Annotated in this window: 17 protein-coding genes and 1 pseudogene; 3 read left to right on the forward strand and 15 right to left on the reverse strand. The window is 60.7% G+C overall.

Annotated features, from left to right (window positions below):
• Positions 1 to 325: 325 nt before the first annotated feature.
• From TU81_RS28885 to TU81_RS28935, 11 genes are all read right to left on the reverse strand, one after another.
• Positions 326 to 1,819 (reverse strand): nitrite reductase, encoded by a 1,494-nt coding sequence (locus TU81_RS28885; RefSeq protein WP_048397885.1) that lies wholly within the window; start codon positions 1,817 to 1,819, stop codon positions 326 to 328.
• Positions 1,816 to 2,655, reverse strand: coding sequence for a uroporphyrinogen-III C-methyltransferase (cobA, locus tag TU81_RS28890; protein ID WP_048397886.1), 840 nt, complete (start codon positions 2,653 to 2,655; stop codon positions 1,816 to 1,818). Before cobA ends, TU81_RS28885 begins: the two co-directional genes overlap by 4 nt.
• Positions 2,656 to 2,725: 70 nt before the next feature.
• A complete protein-coding gene (gene nirJ / locus TU81_RS28895; protein ID WP_048397888.1) occupies positions 2,726 to 3,904 on the reverse strand; it encodes a heme d1 biosynthesis radical SAM protein NirJ in 1,179 nt (392 codons plus the stop codon).
• A gap of 26 nt (positions 3,905 to 3,930) precedes the next feature.
• Positions 3,931 to 4,434 (reverse strand): siroheme decarboxylase subunit beta, encoded by a 504-nt coding sequence (ahbB, locus tag TU81_RS28900; protein ID WP_038982754.1) that lies wholly within the window; start codon positions 4,432 to 4,434, stop codon positions 3,931 to 3,933.
• Entirely contained in the window at positions 4,409 to 4,852 is a 444-nt protein-coding gene (locus TU81_RS28905; RefSeq protein WP_048397889.1) for an Lrp/AsnC family transcriptional regulator, read from the reverse strand. The genes ahbB (TU81_RS28900) and TU81_RS28905 overlap by 26 nt, the downstream gene beginning before the upstream one ends.
• On the reverse strand, positions 4,845 to 5,360 hold the full coding sequence (ahbB, locus tag TU81_RS28910; RefSeq protein ID WP_048397891.1) for a siroheme decarboxylase subunit beta: 516 nt from the start codon (positions 5,358 to 5,360) through the stop codon (positions 4,845 to 4,847). The genes TU81_RS28905 and ahbB (TU81_RS28910) overlap by 8 nt, the downstream gene beginning before the upstream one ends.
• Positions 5,357 to 5,815, reverse strand: a complete 459-nt coding sequence (locus TU81_RS28915; protein ID WP_038982748.1) for an Lrp/AsnC family transcriptional regulator — start codon at positions 5,813 to 5,815, stop codon at positions 5,357 to 5,359. The genes ahbB (TU81_RS28910) and TU81_RS28915 overlap by 4 nt, the downstream gene beginning before the upstream one ends.
• Position 5,816: 1 nt before the next feature.
• Complete coding sequence (locus TU81_RS28920; RefSeq protein ID WP_038982746.1) at positions 5,817 to 6,995, reverse strand: cytochrome D1 domain-containing protein; 1,179 nt, start codon at positions 6,993 to 6,995, stop codon at positions 5,817 to 5,819.
• A complete protein-coding gene (locus TU81_RS28925) occupies positions 6,992 to 7,318 on the reverse strand; it encodes a c-type cytochrome (protein ID WP_038982744.1) in 327 nt (108 codons plus the stop codon). Before TU81_RS28925 ends, TU81_RS28920 begins: the two co-directional genes overlap by 4 nt.
• Positions 7,319 to 7,334: 16 nt before the next feature.
• On the reverse strand, positions 7,335 to 7,652 hold the full coding sequence (locus tag TU81_RS28930) for a c-type cytochrome (RefSeq protein WP_038982742.1): 318 nt from the start codon (positions 7,650 to 7,652) through the stop codon (positions 7,335 to 7,337).
• A 24-nt stretch (positions 7,653 to 7,676) separates the two neighbouring features.
• Positions 7,677 to 9,368 carry a nitrite reductase gene (locus TU81_RS28935; protein WP_048397894.1) on the reverse strand — a complete coding sequence of 564 codons (1,692 nt, stop codon included), beginning with the start codon at positions 9,366 to 9,368 and terminating at the stop codon, positions 7,677 to 7,679.
• Between the two features lie 199 nt (positions 9,369 to 9,567).
• Between TU81_RS28935 and TU81_RS28940 the strand changes: the two genes are divergently transcribed.
• Genes TU81_RS28940 through TU81_RS28950 form a run of 3 tightly spaced genes read left to right on the forward strand, consistent with a single transcriptional unit; the run spans position 9,568 to position 11,199 of the window.
• On the forward strand, positions 9,568 to 10,359 hold the full coding sequence (locus TU81_RS28940) for a CbbQ/NirQ/NorQ/GpvN family protein (protein ID WP_048397896.1): 792 nt from the start codon (positions 9,568 to 9,570) through the stop codon (positions 10,357 to 10,359).
• Entirely contained in the window at positions 10,343 to 10,930 is a 588-nt protein-coding gene (locus tag TU81_RS28945) for a cytochrome c oxidase subunit 3 (protein ID WP_048397898.1), read from the forward strand. The genes TU81_RS28940 and TU81_RS28945 overlap by 17 nt, the downstream gene beginning before the upstream one ends.
• A gap of 11 nt (positions 10,931 to 10,941) precedes the next feature.
• Positions 10,942 to 11,199 (forward strand): cytochrome C oxidase subunit IV family protein, encoded by a 258-nt coding sequence (locus tag TU81_RS28950; RefSeq protein WP_048397900.1) that lies wholly within the window; start codon positions 10,942 to 10,944, stop codon positions 11,197 to 11,199.
• Positions 11,200 to 11,214: 15 nt separating this feature from the next.
• Here TU81_RS28950 and TU81_RS28955 read toward each other — a convergent pair whose 3' ends face one another.
• The 4 genes and pseudogenes from TU81_RS28955 to TU81_RS28970 all read right to left on the reverse strand — a co-directional run.
• Positions 11,215 to 12,345: a hypothetical protein gene (locus TU81_RS28955; protein WP_048397902.1), complete on the reverse strand. Its 1,131-nt coding sequence runs from the start codon at positions 12,343 to 12,345 to the stop codon at positions 11,215 to 11,217.
• Positions 12,329 to 12,796, reverse strand: coding sequence for a hypothetical protein (locus TU81_RS28960; RefSeq protein ID WP_048397904.1), 468 nt, complete (start codon positions 12,794 to 12,796; stop codon positions 12,329 to 12,331). Before TU81_RS28960 ends, TU81_RS28955 begins: the two co-directional genes overlap by 17 nt.
• Complete coding sequence (locus TU81_RS28965) at positions 12,793 to 13,581, reverse strand: hypothetical protein (RefSeq protein ID WP_231983775.1); 789 nt, start codon at positions 13,579 to 13,581, stop codon at positions 12,793 to 12,795. Before TU81_RS28965 ends, TU81_RS28960 begins: the two co-directional genes overlap by 4 nt.
• 325 nt (positions 13,582 to 13,906) lie before the next feature.
• Positions 13,907 to 15,963, reverse strand: a pseudogene (locus tag TU81_RS28970) (toxin VasX); the annotation flags it as partial.

Raw genomic sequence — 15,963 nt, forward strand, 5'->3', positions numbered from 1 at the left:
GAAGTGATAGGCCGGCCGGTAGGCCGCCTCGCGGTGCTTTTGCGGTATTCGCCCCCTCGAGAGGCCGAGTGGAGGTTCTGCGCAGTGGGCAACCCGGCATGGATGCCGGGTTAGCCGCCCCCGGCCATGGATGGCCGATGGCGGCGGGCCCACGGAGCAGGACCGGAGCGAGGGCATGGCGAGCCTAGGCGAGGCACCGAACGAAAGGGGCAAAAGCGCTTGGTTACTTGGCGCTTTTCCAAGTAACCCGCTGTAAGAGCGGAACCAATAGCAGCCGTTACCGCAGAAACGGATATACACCCAAGCCCAAGCCCAAGCCCAAGCCCTAATGCGAAGTCCCCTCCACAAACTCAATCTTGTTCCCCACGTTATATTTACCCGACGGCTTGTTCATCGGCAGTCGCTTGATCTCCTTAAGGGTATTGCTGTCATACACAATCAGCGCGCCATCGGTGGCCCAGACGCTCAACAACAAGTAGCGACCATCCCGAGTGAACTCAACATGGGCAGCCGTCTTACCAGGCATCGGGCGCAAGGTGTGGGCGATTTCCAGAGTCTGTTTGTCAATCAAATGGATCGCATCGTTATCAGGCCCGAAGAACACGTCAGTCCAGGCATACCGCGAGTTGACATGACTGCGCATGAAGAACCCCGGCCCCAGCGTCGGAATTTCCTTGATCAGTTTCCAGGTCTTGAAGTCGATGACCGAGATCAGACCCTTGCTGATGTTCGGCGTGGCGAACACCCACTCACCATTACGTTTCCAGTAGGTCCCGGACCCCAGGTGCGGCATGCCCGGCAGCGGTATGTCGGTGACCACCTTGCCACTGTCGAGGTCGATCACCTGACCGCCCTTGGCCTTGCGCGACGTGGCCAGCAGTTGCTTGTAGTCCGGTGAAAAGGAAAAGTCGTCCAGCACATCCTCGGCCTGGATGCGTCGTGGTTCGAAGTCCGGTGTGCCGGCGCTCGACAGCTCCCAGACTTCCTTCACATCCTTTAGCGCCACGATGAAACTGTCTCGTGGCGGGGCGGTGTAGACCGCGCTGACCCGTGACGCGGTGCCGTCCTGGCCGATTGCCGGGATGGTTTTGACCAGCGACAGATCGCGGGCATCGAGCACCACCAGATTACCCGGCAGATAGTTGCCTACCAGAACCCAGCGGCCATCCTTGCTCACCGCCAGGTTGCGGGTATTGAGCCCGGCGCGGACCTCGGCGATCAGCTTCAGGTTGTGCAAGTCATACAAGCTGACCCAGCCATCCCGTGAGGCCACGTAGACGAAGCGCCCATCCGGCGAGAACTTCGGCCCGCCATGCACCGCAAAGTGCGAAGCAAACCGCGCCAGCACGTCGAAACGATCGCCGTCGAGGATGTCGATGTGATGGTCGCCGGCTTCCACCACCACAAACAGGTTCAGCGGATCGGCGCCATGCTGGGGCGTGTCGGGCAGTTTGCTGATATCGGCGAGAATGGAATGACTGCCGCGAATGTCGTCGTTATTCCAGGTGGGCGGGGTGGCGGGTGGTTGCTGAAGGTAATCAACCAGCGCGTCGATCTGTGCCGGACTGAATACGTTGGCATACCCGGTCATCTGACTCGCGGGCCGACCGTTCTGAATGACGCTGCGGATTTCATCGGGTTTGATCCGGCTCAGACTTTCCGGCAGCAAGGCCGGCCCCGTACCGCCGAAACGGTTGGCGCCATGGCAGCGCTGGCAATGTTGTTGGTAGAGGTCGGCGGCTGCGTCGGAGGATGGAACCGTTGCGCCGGCATGGGCCGCGCCGATCCATAACAATGGGGCAAGCAGCATGCGCCTCATATCGCCACCTTAGCGTGGCGTTGCAACACGGGAGCGGCGTAAAAGCGCGCCGGGTATTCCTGCTGTTGGGTGGCGAACAGATCGACTACTTTGCCGATCACTGTCAGCGTCGGAATACCCGGTGGGCAATCCAGCGCCAGGGTCGGCAACTGGTGCAGCATGCCCCGCGCGACGTGCTGGTCGGGACGTGTGCCATTGCTGATCAGCGCCGCCGGTGTATCGGCGGCCATTCCGGCTTCGATCAAGCGCTGGGCGATAATTCCGAGATTCGATAACCCCATGTAAAACACCAGGGTCTGGCTACTGTCGGCGAGGCTGCTCCAGGGCAATTGCAACTCACCATCGCGCTGCAAATGCCCGGTGATGAATCGACAGGAGTTGACCAGGTCCCGGTGGGTCAGCGGAATGCCCGCATAAGCACTGCAGCCGGAAGCGGCGGTAATGCCCGGGACTACCTGGCAGTCGATGTTGCGTTGCAGCAGATACTCCAGCTCCTCGGCGCCACGGCCGAAGATGAACGGGTCGCCGCCCTTGAGCCGGACTACGCGCTGCCCCTGATCGGCGAGGTCGGCGAGCAGTTCGTTGATCTGTTCCTGGGGCAGGCTATGGCAGCCGCTGGCCTTGCCGACGTAATGCCGGGCGCAGGTGAGGGGGATCAACGTCAGCAGCTCGGGGCTGATCAGGCGGTCATAAACCACGGCGTCGGCCTGCATCAACAGGCTCCAGGCACGCAGGGTCAGCAAGCGTGGATCACCGGGGCCGGCGCCGACCAGAGCCACTTCGCCCGGTCTGAACGGGGACGCAAGTGCGGCCGGTAAAACAATCGATGGGTGCATGGGACGTCCTTGGTTCTTCATCAGATTGGCCGGCCCCATCCTTTGCCAGATGGCTCGCCAGGCGGGTGCTTCAGTGCATGACGCAAGGGATGGTCATTAATGGCGGCATACCGATTTCTTCATCGCTGAGGTGGCAACCGGGGTCCTGGCCCCAAAGGTCGCCTTCGGCCCAGGCGCGGGTGCGGGTATTGCCGTTGCAGATGTTCAACCAGCGGCATTGGCTACAACGGCCACCGACGGCGCGCGGATGCACACGCAGCTGCTGCAACAAGGCGTCCGGCTGGTCCAGCCAGAGCGTGCGAAACGGCGTTTGCCGGACATTGCCCACCGAGTGCTGCCACCAGTAGGTGTCGGGGTGCACTTCGCCGGTGTTGTCGATGTTGGCGATGCCGATGCCCGAGGCGTTGCCGCCCCAGGCCCGGAGCATGTGTTCCAGGCGCGGGTAATGTTCGGGTAGATGCAGGCCCACCCATTGCAGCAAGAGAATCGCGTCGGCATCGTTGTTGCCGCTGACAAAATCGCTGTCGCGGCCCTGCTGGATATCTTCCCAGGCCCGTTCGAAGATCAGCGTCATCGCCTCGCGGCTCATCTGCTGCCGGGCGTCGAGCTTGCGGCTGCGTTTGCCGCGACCGCTGTAGTTGAGGTGCGACAGATAAAACTTCTGCACGTCGTACTCGCGCATCAGCGCCAGTAACTGGGGCAGTTGTTGATGGTTCTCTTGGGTCAGGGTGGTGCGCAGGCCGACGCGAATCCCCTGTTCACGACATAGGCGGATCGCCCGCATGGAGCTGGCGAAGCTGCCCTTGAGTTGGCGGAACGCATCATGGGTGGCTTCCAGGCCATCGATGCTGATCCCGACATAGTCGAAATTAGCTGCGCGGATTTGCGCGATGTTCTGCTCATTGATCAGTGTGCCGTTGGTGGACAACGCGACAAAGAAACCCTTGGTGCGGGCGTAGGCGCTGAGCACAAACAAATCGTCGCGCAACAGCGGTTCACCGCCGGAAAGAATCAGCACCTTCACGCCGGCGTCGTGCAGATCGTCGATCACGGTCAGCGCGGCGGGCGTATCGAGTTCGTCGCGAAAGACGCTGTCGGCGGACGTGGCGTAACAGTGTTTGCAGGTCAGGTTGCAGCGCCTGAGCAGATTCCAGATCACCACCGGCGGTCGGTTGCTGCCCGGTGGGCTGGTTCTGGGGGCAGGCGCCTGGCCGATCAGGGCACGCAGGTATTGGCTGATCCTCAACATGCAAATCTCCTTGAGCAAACGCGTGTTCAGCGTGGCACTGGCGGTAGCCGCAAACCGGTTTTCTTCAGGATGCGACTGCTCACCAGCATCTCGTCGGCGGCGCAGGCGTCGCCCAACAAGTAGCGCAGGTGTTCGCGGTAGCTGTCGATTTCCTCGCGGCTGCGGCCATGGACCATGGCGAACAGGTTGTAGCGCCACGCGGTTCGTCGCGGGCGTCGATAACAGTGGCTGACAAAAGGTTGTGCACCGATCAGCGCGCCGAGGCGCGGCATGTCCGTGTCGCGTACATCCCAGACCGTCATGCCGTTGTAGCGATAGCCCAGGCGATAGTGATTGGGGACGGCGGCGATGCGTCGGATGGCGCCCTCGGCCTGCAAGCGCTTGAGCAAATCCAGGGTGGATTCGATGCTCAGCTCCAGCTGTTCGGCGAGCCAGGCCCACGGGTCGTCCAGCAATGGCAGGCCGGCCTGGGTCAGCTCGATCAGACGGTGCGCCAGGGTGTCTTCAGACCGGGAAGTACAGACCGACATGGTAGGTCTCCTCTTTGGGCAAGTTGAGCAGCGGCAGGCCGATCAGGGTTTCGATGTGCTGCAGGGTCTGCGCAATACCTTGTTCGGTCGGGCAACCGAGCACGAACCACATGTTCCAGACGTGTTCGCGTCGGTAGTTGTGCGCCACTTCAGGCAGGGCCTGCAGTTGCTCGGCGACGTCTTCGAAGCGCTCCTCCGGCACCGCCAATGCGGCGAGGGTGAAGGCGCCGCCGAGGCGTTCGATGTCGAACATCGGGCCGAAGCGCGTGAGCATGCCGTCTTCCAGCAATTCATGGAGGCGGTCGAGCAATTCGGTACTGCTGCTCTCCAGTTCGGCGGCCAGTGCCTGCCACGGGTGGCGCACCAGCGGCAGGCCCAGTTGCAGGCGGTTGATCAGCCGACGGTCGAGGTCATCCATGGGTGGGGGCTCCGGTAGGCGAGGGTGCGAAGCGTCCACCGCACTGTTTGAACGCGTGAGTGCTGAACAGCAGTTGGTGGGGCAGATCGCTCAGCAGGTGTTGTTCCAGCAAGGTCTGGATCTGCGCTTCGACCCGCTCACGTTGGCGCCCATGAACCATGCAAAAGAGGTTGTAGCGCCACTGCGGCAGGCGCCGCGGCCGTTGGTAGCAGAGGGTGATGCCGTGCGCCCGGCCCAGGCGCTGGCCGACTTCGTCGATCAGCGCGTCCGGAACATCCAGCACCAGCATGGCGTTGGCGGTAAAACCCAGCGCGCGATGGTTGAGCACCAGGCCGACCCGGCGAAACAGTCCTTGCTCGAGCCACTGATGCATTTGCGCGAGCACCTGGTTTTCGTCGGCGTCTATCCGTTCGGCGAGGGCCTGATAGGGGCGCGATACCCGCGGCAATCCGCCTTCCAGATGCCGACGCAGCGCCAGTGCCTGTTTGGGATTCAACCCCGGTGTCATGAGCTTTCTCCCAGCGCAAAACCGAGGTCGATGCGGTAAGCGGTCAACATCGGCAGATCCAGCGGCATGAGTCCGGTGTCTTTCTCAAGTTGTTCGAGAACGCGTTCGATGTGTTGGCGATCAGGGCCGGTCAGCACAAACCACAGGTTGTAGAAATGCTCCCGCGCGTAGTTATGGTTGACCTCGGGGTATTGGCTGACGTGCTCGGCGACCTGTTGCAAGCGTTCGGCGGGTACGGCGAGGGCGGCGAGGGTGCTGGCCCCGGCGCGGCTGTGTTCGAACACCGGGCCGATCCGTGAGAGGGTGCCGGCCTGATCCATTTCTTCCAGACAAGCCATCACCTGGCCCACGCGACAACCGAGAATCCGCGCCATCTCTTTGTAAGGTTCCGCGCACAGCGGCATGCCGTGCTGGAAGCGGTCGATCAGTTGACGGCTGAGCAGGTCGAGGTTCATTTCAATAGCCCATTTTTTGCGCGCGACTGCTGAAGAAGATGCCGCTCGGCGCGGTGGCGGGAAGGGTGCTCAGTTGCTTCAGGCTGTACGGGTCCCAGACCTGAACCTGATCGCCATCGCGTAACGACAACCACAACTGATCGCCTCGCGCGGTGAATTCCATGTGCAGCACCGCTGGCCCTGGCCGCAGATCGGCGACCACGGCATGGGTTTCGCTGTCGATGACTTGAACCCGATCGTTGTCCGGGTAGGCGAAATTGACCCACAGTTGTCGACCGTCCGGCCGCGACGTGACGAACACCGGTTGGCCAGCCACCGGAATGGCAGCGGTCTGCTTCCACGTGCGCGAATCCATCACCAGCACCTGGTGACGGCCAACGGCGGGCACGAAGGCCTGGTGATCGGCGACGGCCCAGCCCTCAAGATGCGGCATCTTGTAGACGGGCAATTTCGCCTGGCCGCGTCCGTAATCACCGAGTACTCGCTGCACCCCGCGCTCCGGATGCCAGAGGTCGAGTTGCGCCATGCCGTCTTCGCCGAACAGTCCCGCCATGTAATAGCGACCCTCCGGGGTGACCAACGCGTCGTAGGGTTGCTGGCCGATGTCGGTGAAGCGGCTGATCCGGGGCGCGTTGCCCTGACTGAAATCGGCGGTCCAGATCTCGCCGGTATCGAACAGGCTGAACACAAAACGCTGACCGGGCGCGTCGACCAGGCCGACCACCCGTGAGCGCTTGGTGCCATCGGCCAGGGGCGTGGCCGGAATATCGGCCATCAATTGCAGGGTTTCGGCATCGAATACCTTGACCCCGCCGGGCACGTAGTTGGACACGGCGATGAGTTTGCCGTCCTGACTGATCGCGCCGCCGATACTGTTGCCGCCCTGTATCACCCGTTGATCGATGCGTTGGGTCAGCAGGTCGATCTTGCTCAGCCCGCCGTCGCGACCGAACACATAGGCATAACGCTGGTCGCGGGAAAACACCACCGAGGCATGGGACAGATCGCCCAAACCCTCGAGTCGGGCCAGTGCCTTGCGGGTGTCGCTTTCGATGATTTGTACGCTGCCGGTGGCGCGCTCCACCACCACGCCCAGATCGCCGGTACCACGCAACGGTGGCTGAACACACGCGGACAACAACAGCCCGGTCGCCGCTAAAAGCAGGGTTGAACGGATCATGGTGCGGGATATCCCTGGAGAAGAAGATCGACCAGCCAACGGATGTCGTCCGGGCTGAGCAGCGGGGCCCAACCGGGCATCGCGGTGCCGGGGCGGCCTTGGGTGACGGTGGCAATCAGGCTGTCCCTGGACTTGCCCGCCAGCGTTGCGCGGGTCAGGTCGGGACCCAGCCCGCCGGTCATGTGCAGGCCATGGCAGGCGCCACAGTCCTGGGCCAGCAGGTGTTCGAGTTGTGCCTGACGCTTGGCATCAGGCGCGGCAACCGAGGTTGCGCAAATGAGGAGGAGGGCCGCCAGAATCGCAGCGTGTCGATAAACCTTCATGACGCCCTCCCGTTGGCTATTTGAGACTCAGGACCCAGGTTGCAAGTGTCTTCGCTTCTTCATCCGTCACCGGGTTGGCCGGCATTGGCATCGGGCCCCAGTTGCCTTGCGTACCGTTCTTGATGTGGCTGGCCAGGGTGTCCACGGCCCCGGCCACGCCAGCGTTCTTGGCCGCGACATCCTTGAGCGCCGGGCCGACCAGCTTGGTGTCGATGGAATGGCAGGCGGCGCAGGGTTTGCTCTTGAACAGCGCCGGCCCGTCCTCGGCAGCCATGGCCGGCTGCACACTCAGCGCAGCGGTCAGGGCGAACAGTGAAAACAGAATATTTTTCATGGGGATTCCTTGCATTGATGGAGCTCAATAGATGTCGTGTTGGGTGTTGTAGACGTTGAATTTTCCGGTGGGTGTGATCAGTCGTTTGTCCTTTATGACTGATTTGAGCTTCAGCGTTTTGTCGTCGATCACTACCAGCGCCGATTCCTCTGACTGACCGCTCCACACCGAGAACCAGACTTCATCGCCGGCCTTGTTGTATTCCGGCTGTACCACCCGCATGGCGCCTTGCTTGATGCCGGCGTACTCGGCAATGGGCAGCACGGTGTAGCCGGCGTCGAGTTTGTCGATGTTGAACACTGCCACCGACTGGCTCAGCTTGGCGTCGGGGTTGAGGGTGGTGTCGACATACAGGTGACGGGAGTCAGGGTGGGTTTTGATAAACAGCGATCCGCCGCCCTGGCCCTTGAGTGAGGCGACCTGTTTCCAGGCGTATTGCGGATGTTCGACCGGGTCGGTGCCGATCAGGGAGATGCCGTCATCACCGAGGTGGCTGGTCGCCCAGACCGGGCCGTAGGTCGGGTGGTTGAAGTTGGCGCCGCGCCCCGGATGAGGGGTTTTGCCGACCTCCACCAGGGCTGCCAACTTGCGATCTTTGGAGTCGATCACGGCGACTTTGTTGGAGTTGTTGGCGGCGGTCATGAAGTAGCGGTGCGTGCTGTCCCAACCGCCGTCATGCAGGAAGGGCGCGGCATCGATGTAGGTGATGGTGAGGTTTTTGATGTCCTGGTAATTGACCAGCATGACTTTGCCGGTTTCCTTGACGTTGACGATGAACTCCGGCCATTCGTGGGAGGCGATGATCGCCGCGACCCGGGGTTCTGGATGATATTCCTGCTTGTCGACGGTCATGCCGCGGGTCGAGACGATTTGTTTGGGCTCCAGGGTTTCGCCGTCCATGATGGTGAATTGCGGCGGCCAATAGGAGCCGGCGACGGTGTATTTGTCTTCGTAGCCCTTGAACTTGGAGGTTTCCACCGAGCGCGCCTCGATGCCCACTTTGACTTCGGCGACCTTGGTCGGCTCCACCGGCCAGAGGTCGATCATGTCGATCCGCGCGTCTCGACCAATCACCAGCAGGTAGCGACCGGAGGCAGAAATGCGCGAAATGTGTACCGCATAACCGGTCTCGATCAGCTTGACGATTTTCTTGCTGTCACCGTCGATCAGGGCAATCTTGCCGTCATCGCGCAACGTCACTGAAAACAGGTTCGGCAGGTTGAGTTTGCTCAGTTGCTTCTTCGGACGATCCTCAGGCTTGACCAGCACTTTCCAGGTTTTCAGCGTCTCGGCCATGCCCCATTCAGGCGGCGTTGGCGGTGCGTGCTGAATGAACTTGGCCATTGACGTGATCTGATCCTTGGTCAGCGCATTTGACGTCCCCCAGTTCGGCATGCCCGCCGGTGAACCGTAGGTAATCAACGCCTCCAGAAACGGTTGCCCGCGGGACAGGGTAATGTCCGGTGTCAGCGGTTTGCCGGTGGCGCCTTTGCGCAGAACGCCGTGGCAACCGGCGCAACGCTGGAAGTAAATTTCCTTGGAAGAGTCGAACTCGGCCTGACTCATGTCGGGCGCTCCGGCGGATTTGACCATGAGCGGGCTGGGCGCAGCGGCAGCGGGCTCGTTGGCTCTAGCCGCGTGAGTCACCGCAAGGGCCAGCGCCGAACACAATGTGGCGACAGTCAGAGCAAACGTTTTTCTATTGCTGATCAGCATTCCATTTCTCCTCAGGCAAGACCTTTGCGATGTGCTGAAACGGCAGCGCAGAACGCAGGTTCTTAGTGCCGTGCAAGGCTATGCCCGAGCAGGCCAATGCTCGCTTGACCGCGATCAAGTTTGCCGACCATGTCACTTGCCAGGTTGTCGCAGGGGCCCGTAGCGTGTGGTTTGAATCCGCTTTTGGAACAGACAGCCCATGGACCGAATCCAGTCTTGCGAACCCTTCTATCAACCGCTCAACAATGAGGAGGCGCTGTTCGAGCAAGCCTGGCGACACGGCATGCCGGTGCTGATCAAAGGCCCGACGGGATGCGGCAAGACCCGCTTCGTTCAGCACATGGCCCATCGGCTGAAACTGCCGCTGTACACCGTGGCCTGCCATGACGATCTGAGCGCCGCCGACCTGATTGGCCGCCATTTGATCGGTGCCCAAGGCACTTGGTGGCAGGACGGGCCACTGACCCGCGCGGTGCGTGAAGGCGGCATTTGTTATCTGGACGAAGTAGTCGAGGCGCGCCAGGACACGGTGGTGGTGTTGCATCCGCTGGCTGATGATCGTCGCGAGTTGTTCCTGGAACGCACCGGCGAAGTGCTGCAGGCGCCGCCGTCATTCATGCTGGTGGTGTCGTATAACCCTGGCTACCAGAACTTGCTCAAAGGCATGAAACCCAGCACCCGACAACGCTTCGTGGCGATGCGTTTCGGCTATCCGCCGGTGGCCGATGAAGAGCGCATTGTCGCCAGGGAAGCGCAGGTAGACAGCGCACTGGCAGTGCAAGTGGTCAGGCTGGGGCAGGCCCTGCGAAGGCTGGATCAACATGACTTGGAGGAGGTTGCCTCGACGCGGCTGCTGATTTTCACCGCGCGAATGATCCGCTCCGGCATGAGCCCGCGCGAGGCGTGCATGGCTTGCCTCGCTGAGCCGCTGAGCGATGATCCGCTGACGGTTGCGGCGCTGATGGACGTGGTTGATGTCCACTTCGGCTGAGGTCAGACGCGTTGTGCCGGGTCACTTGCCGGGTGATCTGGCGATGTGGTTTTTCATTCTGGCCGAGCTGTCGGTGTTCGCCATCCTGATTCTGGTGTTCGCCGTGACTCAGGCACTCAAACCGCAGCTGTTCGGTGAAAGCCGTCTATTGCTCAACACCTCTACCGGCCTGGCGATGACCCTCAGCCTGCTCACCGCCGGGCTGTTCGCCGCTCTGGCTCAGGAGCAGGTCAAGCGCTTTCGGTCCCGCCACGGCGCTGTCTACCTGCTGGCAGCGTTGCTCGCCGCCAGTGTCTACGTGGTGTTGAAGATCACGGAATACCGGCACTTGCTGGCCTCGGGGCTGGGCATGGAGCACAACACGTTCTTCACCCTCTACTGGATCCTCACCGGTTTTCATTTTCTCCATGTACTGCTCGGCATGGTCATCCTCGGCTGGCTGGCCGAGCGTTGCCGTCGTGGCCTGTACAATGCCGCCAACCGCAGCGGGCTTGAATCGGGTGTGCTGTATTGGCACATGGTCGATCTGATCTGGGTCGTGCTGTTTCCGCTGGTCTACGTTCTGAATTGACGGAGGTTCTGATGTCGGCTTCCAGGTTTTTGCTGGTCTGCTGGGCCGCGCTGGCCACGTTAAGCGTGTGCACGGTGGTGCTGGCACAGATAGGCGCGACGTGGCTGCTGTCGGTGGCCATTTTGCTGGTGGCGGTCGGCAAGGCCTGGCTGATTGCCGATGGCTTTATGGAAATGCGCCATGCCCCGCGATTGTGGCGGCGGTTGATGGTGAGCTGGGCGTTGGTGTTGGCAGCCGTTGTAGGGCTGACGCTGGTGTTGGTCGGTTAATTCACCTGAAACAACTCATGCCCGACGTTTGTCCGTCGGATTCAAGCGCTGCACTTCAGCAAAGATTTCGGTAATCGGTCGACGAGGTTGGCGTTTGTGCAGCTGTCGGACCTGTTCGCTAAGGCGCAGCAGTTCTTCGCTCGGCTTGGCCCATTGCTCTTTCGGCAGCGGTTCGGACCATTGGCGCATCACTTCGGGCAAGGCGTGCGGGGCCATTTTCTGGAGGCGGCGGACTTCCCATTCGGTCAGGTGGTTGGGAATCGTCCACAGCGTCATCACGTGGTACAGGTACCAGAAGAAGCCGGACACTCGACCCCGTTGGCCGTCGCGGATTTGCTGATGCATACGCGCACGGGCGTTGTGGAAAGTGTGCAGGCCTTCGTGGGGCGGATCGTTCGGGCCTTGCAGGTCTAGCGGGTCCTGGATGGCTTTGAGGTCGTGGATTTCGTATTCCATGTAGCCGCGGATGGCTTCCCAGTGGCTGATGGCCAGGGACAGACCGAAGCAGGGAAATTCGACGCTGGTCAGGGTCTCGCCGTGCTGGAAGCCGATGCCCATGCCGTATTGGCGGTGGATGCCGTATTGAGTGGCGCCTTGGGCTTCGATGACCCAAGCGGAGAGGGATTCCCAGGGGACGAAGACGGGTTCGGTGGCGTCTTCGGGCATGGAGCAGACTTCGCGGCGTTGGCGGTTGAAGCGGGTAGGGATGATGGCGGCGCGTTTGTTGTGATAGTGGAGCCAAGTGCAAAGGAGGATGGCTAAGGCGGAGAAACCGGTTACTAGCGCGTAGCCATAGCCTTCATCGAATATGCCGGTCACCGAGTCCCAGATATCTTCCCAGCCGTAACCAAAAATCACCCCTAGGAACCCGGTAAATAGCGGAAACAGGAATGCAATCGAGAAGGCAACGCTGAATGGTCCACCTAATACGACCTGCCATGAAAACACTTGCGGTGAACCCAGTCCGAAGTCCATGTACACGTCATTCATTTCCCCGATATGCGGACCGTGCGGCGGCAGCGGTGTCGGCAACGGCAACGGCGCGAGATAGGTGATTCTCCCACTGGGAAACGGCTCAACATCGCCGGCTTTTCGGGATTGCTCAAGGTGCGGCGTAGGCAGGGAGCTATCAATCTTGGTGGGCATGGTCGGCCAGCTCCAGCAGATGGGTTTCAACCAGCAATAACGGTGGATGCTCGGTAACGGATTGAGGGGCCAACGCCGGAAAACGGCCCTCACCCCGAGGGTTCAGACGAATGACCCGAATGTGAGAAACCCACGCGCCGTTGGCGTTCAAGGTCTGGATACAGATCGCCAGCTCCAGTGTTTCGGACGCCGGGGTAAATTCGGAATCAGGATCCGAGGGATATTGCAGGCATAACACTAACCGATCAGGCTCTGCTTGCACGATGCGCAGGCTGCTTGCGACTTCCTCACTGATGACGTCCTTGCGTTCGCGCGGTACTCCACGACTGTGGAGGGGAACGGAAAGACGATGGGCGCCGATCCCCAGACGATGAGCCGCTTTGCCACTCCGGATTAGTTCCGGGTGTTTTTCCTGGTAGTCGAGCAGGTTTTTACGGCTGTAACAGCTCATGCGCGACATTTGTCCGTCGGATTCAAGCGCTGCACTTCGGCAAAAGTTTCAGTGATCGGGCGTCGCGGTTGGCGTTTGTGCAGGGCGCGGACCTGTGCGCTCAGGCGAAGCAGTTCTTCACTCGGTTTCGCCCATTGCTCTTTTGGCAACGGCTCGGACCATTGGCGCATTACTTCGGGTAAGGCGTGCGGGGCCATTTTCTGGAGGCGGCGGACTTCCCATTCGGTCAGGTGGTTGGGAATCGTCCACAGCGTCATCACGTGGTACAGGTACCAGAAGAAGCGGGACACTCGACCACGTTGGCCGTCGCGGATTTGCTGGTGCAGGCGTGCGCGGGCGTTGTGGAAGGTGTGCAGACCTTCGTGAGGCGGGTCGTCGGGACCTTGCAGGTCTTGCGGGTCCTGGATGGGTTTGAGGTCGTGGATTTCGTATTCCATGTAACCGCGAATCGCTTCCCAGTGGCTGATGGCCAGGGAAAGGCCGAAACAGGGGAATTCGACGCTGGTCAGGGTCTCGCCGTGCTGGAAGCCGATGCCCATGCCGTATTGGCGGTGGATGCCGTACTGGGTGGCGCCCTGGGCTTCAATGACCCAGGCGGAGAGGGATTCCCAGGGGACGAAGAGCGGTTCGGTGGCGTCTTCGGGCATGAAGCAGACTTCGCGGCGTTGGCGGTTGAAGCGGGTAGGGATGATGGCGGCGCGTTTGTTGTGATAGTGGAGCCAAGTGCAAAAGAGGATGGCTAAGGCGGAGAAACCGGCAACTAAGGCATACCCATAGATGGCCAAGAATAAATCAATGACAAATTCCCATGTGTATGCGAAGTCATATCCGAACATAAGGCCCACGCAGCCAATTGCTGGTGGGATTAGGAAGGCGATCATGAAGGCACCGCTGAATGGCCCACCTAATATGAGCTGCCATGAAAACACTTGGGGCGATCCCAAGCCAAAATCCATGTACACCTCATTCATTTCCCCGATATGCGGACCGTGCGGTGGTAGCGCTGTCGGCAATGGCAACGGCGCGAGATAAGTGATTCTCCCACTGGGAAATGGCTCAACATCGCCGGCTTTTCGGGATTGCTCAAGGTGCGGCGTAGGCAGGGAGCTATCAATCTTGGTGGGCATGGTCGGCCAGCTCCAGCAGATGGGTTTCAACCAGCAATAACGGTGGATGCTCGGTAACGGATTGAGGGGCCAACGCCGGAAAGCGGCCTTCACCCCGAGGGTTCAAGCGAATGACCCGAATGTGAGAAACCCACACGCCGTTGGCGTTCAAGGTCTGGATACAGACCGCCAGCTCCAGTATTTCGGACGCTGGGGTAAATTCGGCATCAGGATCCAGCGGGTATTGCAGGCATAACACCAACCGATCGGGTCCTGTTTGTGCGATGCGCAGGCTGTTTGCGACTTCCTCACTGATGACGTCCTTGCGTTCGCGCGGTACACCACGACTGTGGAGGGGAACGGAAAGACGGTGGGCGCCGATCCCCAGGCGATGAGTCGGTTGACCACTTAGAGGCGGTTGAAAATCGTTAAGCTTTAGCCCTGGCAGCACCAAATGAATGTCTTTTGGCTTGGCCTTTAACAGCAGGTTTTTCAGCCAGGAGTCATGCTCATTCGGGCCCAGTTGTGTATACGGGGCGTGAAGCAAATAGGCCAGATAACGCTGATACTCATCCAGGGTATGGTTGCCACGTGTCTCGGAGTCCAGGCTCCAGGGCGTGGTTTTCAGCCATTTGTCGTGGGCGCTGAGGTTGTAGCGGTTGTACAGCCAGGTGCCGCCCAATTCCAACACAGTGAACAAGGCACCGGCCAGATTGAAGCGGAAAAACACGGTTGATAGACGGGTACCCGCAGCGGCCCACGCGGCCGTTCTTGCAGCAGTGTTTTTTGCGACTAACACGTTAAACGCAGCACGGCCGGTGTGACTCAAGCCATAGGCATTGACGGTCGTCATACCGGCCGCCCCCGCTGTCGCGAGCGCTGCACTTTTCTGCGCAGCAGCATTCCCGCTACGCGTCGCCTGTTGCCAATTCTGGTGGTGGTTGATGAGGCTGACCATTGAAGACGCAAAACCAAAAAGATAGGTAAAGAAACCCAACCCAACATGCAGCTTGCCCATTTGCACATGTACATTCTGCAAAGCATGGTGTTGAAGGCCCGCGATGAGTGCAGCGCTACGTGCCTTCAATGCGGTATCAGCCAGACTCTGTGCAGCCGTGAATCCAGCTGCACCTGTAGAAAGGACCGAGTTGATCAACGGCGCTAACTTACGCTGATCCCGCGATTGGCCAAACGTCTCCCTTATCACCGAAACCAAATTCACCCCCTGCACCAAAAACACCAACAACCCCATCCCCTCGCTCCGAATCAACGTCCCATTCGGCACCGAGCTAACCCCCAGCCGAATGTCCTTCAGCAAACTCCGCACCTCCAACTGCTGCGCCGGCGGAAACACCACCGTCACTCCCGCCCGAGCCTGCGTCGCGCCGTACAGCCGAACCGACTGATCCGGCAACTCCGCAATCGGGCTCAACGCCCCGGCCAACCGGCCTTCAAGTTGCGTCAACTGCCCACGCACCCGCACGATCTCGCCCTGCAACTCCACCGCCCGTGGAGTCTTGTGCCCCTGGCGGTTTTTGTTGTGGGTGAGCTGATTACGTTCACGGGTCAGGGTCTTCAGGTAATCGCGCTCCCTGAGCAGTTCCTTGAGGTTGGTTTGCAACGCCGCGTGTTCTGCCGGGCTGGCGACGGTGAAGGTCACGCCGGTGGTTTTCGCCGCATCGAGGATCCGCCCCGACAAGGCCTTGGGCAGGCGCCGGAACAGTTCGTCGAGGTCGGGGATTTTTTCGCCCGACAAGTCAAACCCTTCCAGCGCCCGGCTCAAGCCCAGGTTCAGCGCGGGGCTCAGGCTGTGCTGGGCTGCGTCCGCGACGGCGCGGGTGTGTTCGGGCAAGTCGTCGAGGGCCGGCAGGTGCGGTTGTTCGATTTTCTGCAACTCGCCCAACCAGTGCGGCAGGTTGTTGAACACGCCCATACCGGCGTTGAACAACGTCGTGTATTGCGCGGCTTGTTCAGGTTGTAAGCGAAGGGGCAAGGTGTAGAACAGTGGCCGGGTCAGCTCGGGGTGTTTCTCCAGATAATCGAGGAGGGCTTCGCTGGCGT

This window comes from Pseudomonas lini (assembly GCF_001042905.1).
Lineage (GTDB): Bacteria > Pseudomonadota > Gammaproteobacteria > Pseudomonadales > Pseudomonadaceae > Aquipseudomonas > Aquipseudomonas lini.

Excerpts from the sequence above, each read along its gene's own strand:
- TU81_RS28885 (WP_048397885.1), bottom strand. The coding sequence starts at position 1,819 with ATGAGGCGCATGCTGCTTGCCCCATTGTTATGGATCGGCGCGGCCCAT.
- cobA (WP_048397886.1), bottom strand. The coding sequence starts at position 2,655 with ATGCACCCATCGATTGTTTTACCGGCCGCACTTGCGTCCCCGTTCAGA.
- nirJ (WP_048397888.1), bottom strand. The coding sequence starts at position 3,904 with ATGTTGAGGATCAGCCAATACCTGCGTGCCCTGATCGGCCAGGCGCCT.
- ahbB (WP_038982754.1), bottom strand. The coding sequence starts at position 4,434 with ATGTCGGTCTGTACTTCCCGGTCTGAAGACACCCTGGCGCACCGTCTG.
- TU81_RS28905 (WP_048397889.1), bottom strand. The coding sequence starts at position 4,852 with ATGGATGACCTCGACCGTCGGCTGATCAACCGCCTGCAACTGGGCCTG.
- ahbB (WP_048397891.1), bottom strand. The coding sequence starts at position 5,360 with ATGACACCGGGGTTGAATCCCAAACAGGCACTGGCGCTGCGTCGGCAT.
- TU81_RS28915 (WP_038982748.1), bottom strand. The coding sequence starts at position 5,815 with ATGAACCTCGACCTGCTCAGCCGTCAACTGATCGACCGCTTCCAGCAC.
- TU81_RS28920 (WP_038982746.1), bottom strand. The coding sequence starts at position 6,995 with ATGATCCGTTCAACCCTGCTTTTAGCGGCGACCGGGCTGTTGTTGTCC.
- TU81_RS28925 (WP_038982744.1), bottom strand. The coding sequence starts at position 7,318 with ATGAAGGTTTATCGACACGCTGCGATTCTGGCGGCCCTCCTCCTCATT.
- TU81_RS28930 (WP_038982742.1), bottom strand. The coding sequence starts at position 7,652 with ATGAAAAATATTCTGTTTTCACTGTTCGCCCTGACCGCTGCGCTGAGT.
- TU81_RS28935 (WP_048397894.1), bottom strand. The coding sequence starts at position 9,368 with ATGCTGATCAGCAATAGAAAAACGTTTGCTCTGACTGTCGCCACATTG.
- TU81_RS28940 (WP_048397896.1), top strand. The coding sequence starts at position 9,568 with ATGGACCGAATCCAGTCTTGCGAACCCTTCTATCAACCGCTCAACAAT.
- TU81_RS28945 (WP_048397898.1), top strand. The coding sequence starts at position 10,343 with ATGTCCACTTCGGCTGAGGTCAGACGCGTTGTGCCGGGTCACTTGCCG.
- TU81_RS28950 (WP_048397900.1), top strand. The coding sequence starts at position 10,942 with ATGTCGGCTTCCAGGTTTTTGCTGGTCTGCTGGGCCGCGCTGGCCACG.
- TU81_RS28955 (WP_048397902.1), bottom strand. The coding sequence starts at position 12,345 with ATGCCCACCAAGATTGATAGCTCCCTGCCTACGCCGCACCTTGAGCAA.
- TU81_RS28960 (WP_048397904.1), bottom strand. The coding sequence starts at position 12,796 with ATGAGCTGTTACAGCCGTAAAAACCTGCTCGACTACCAGGAAAAACAC.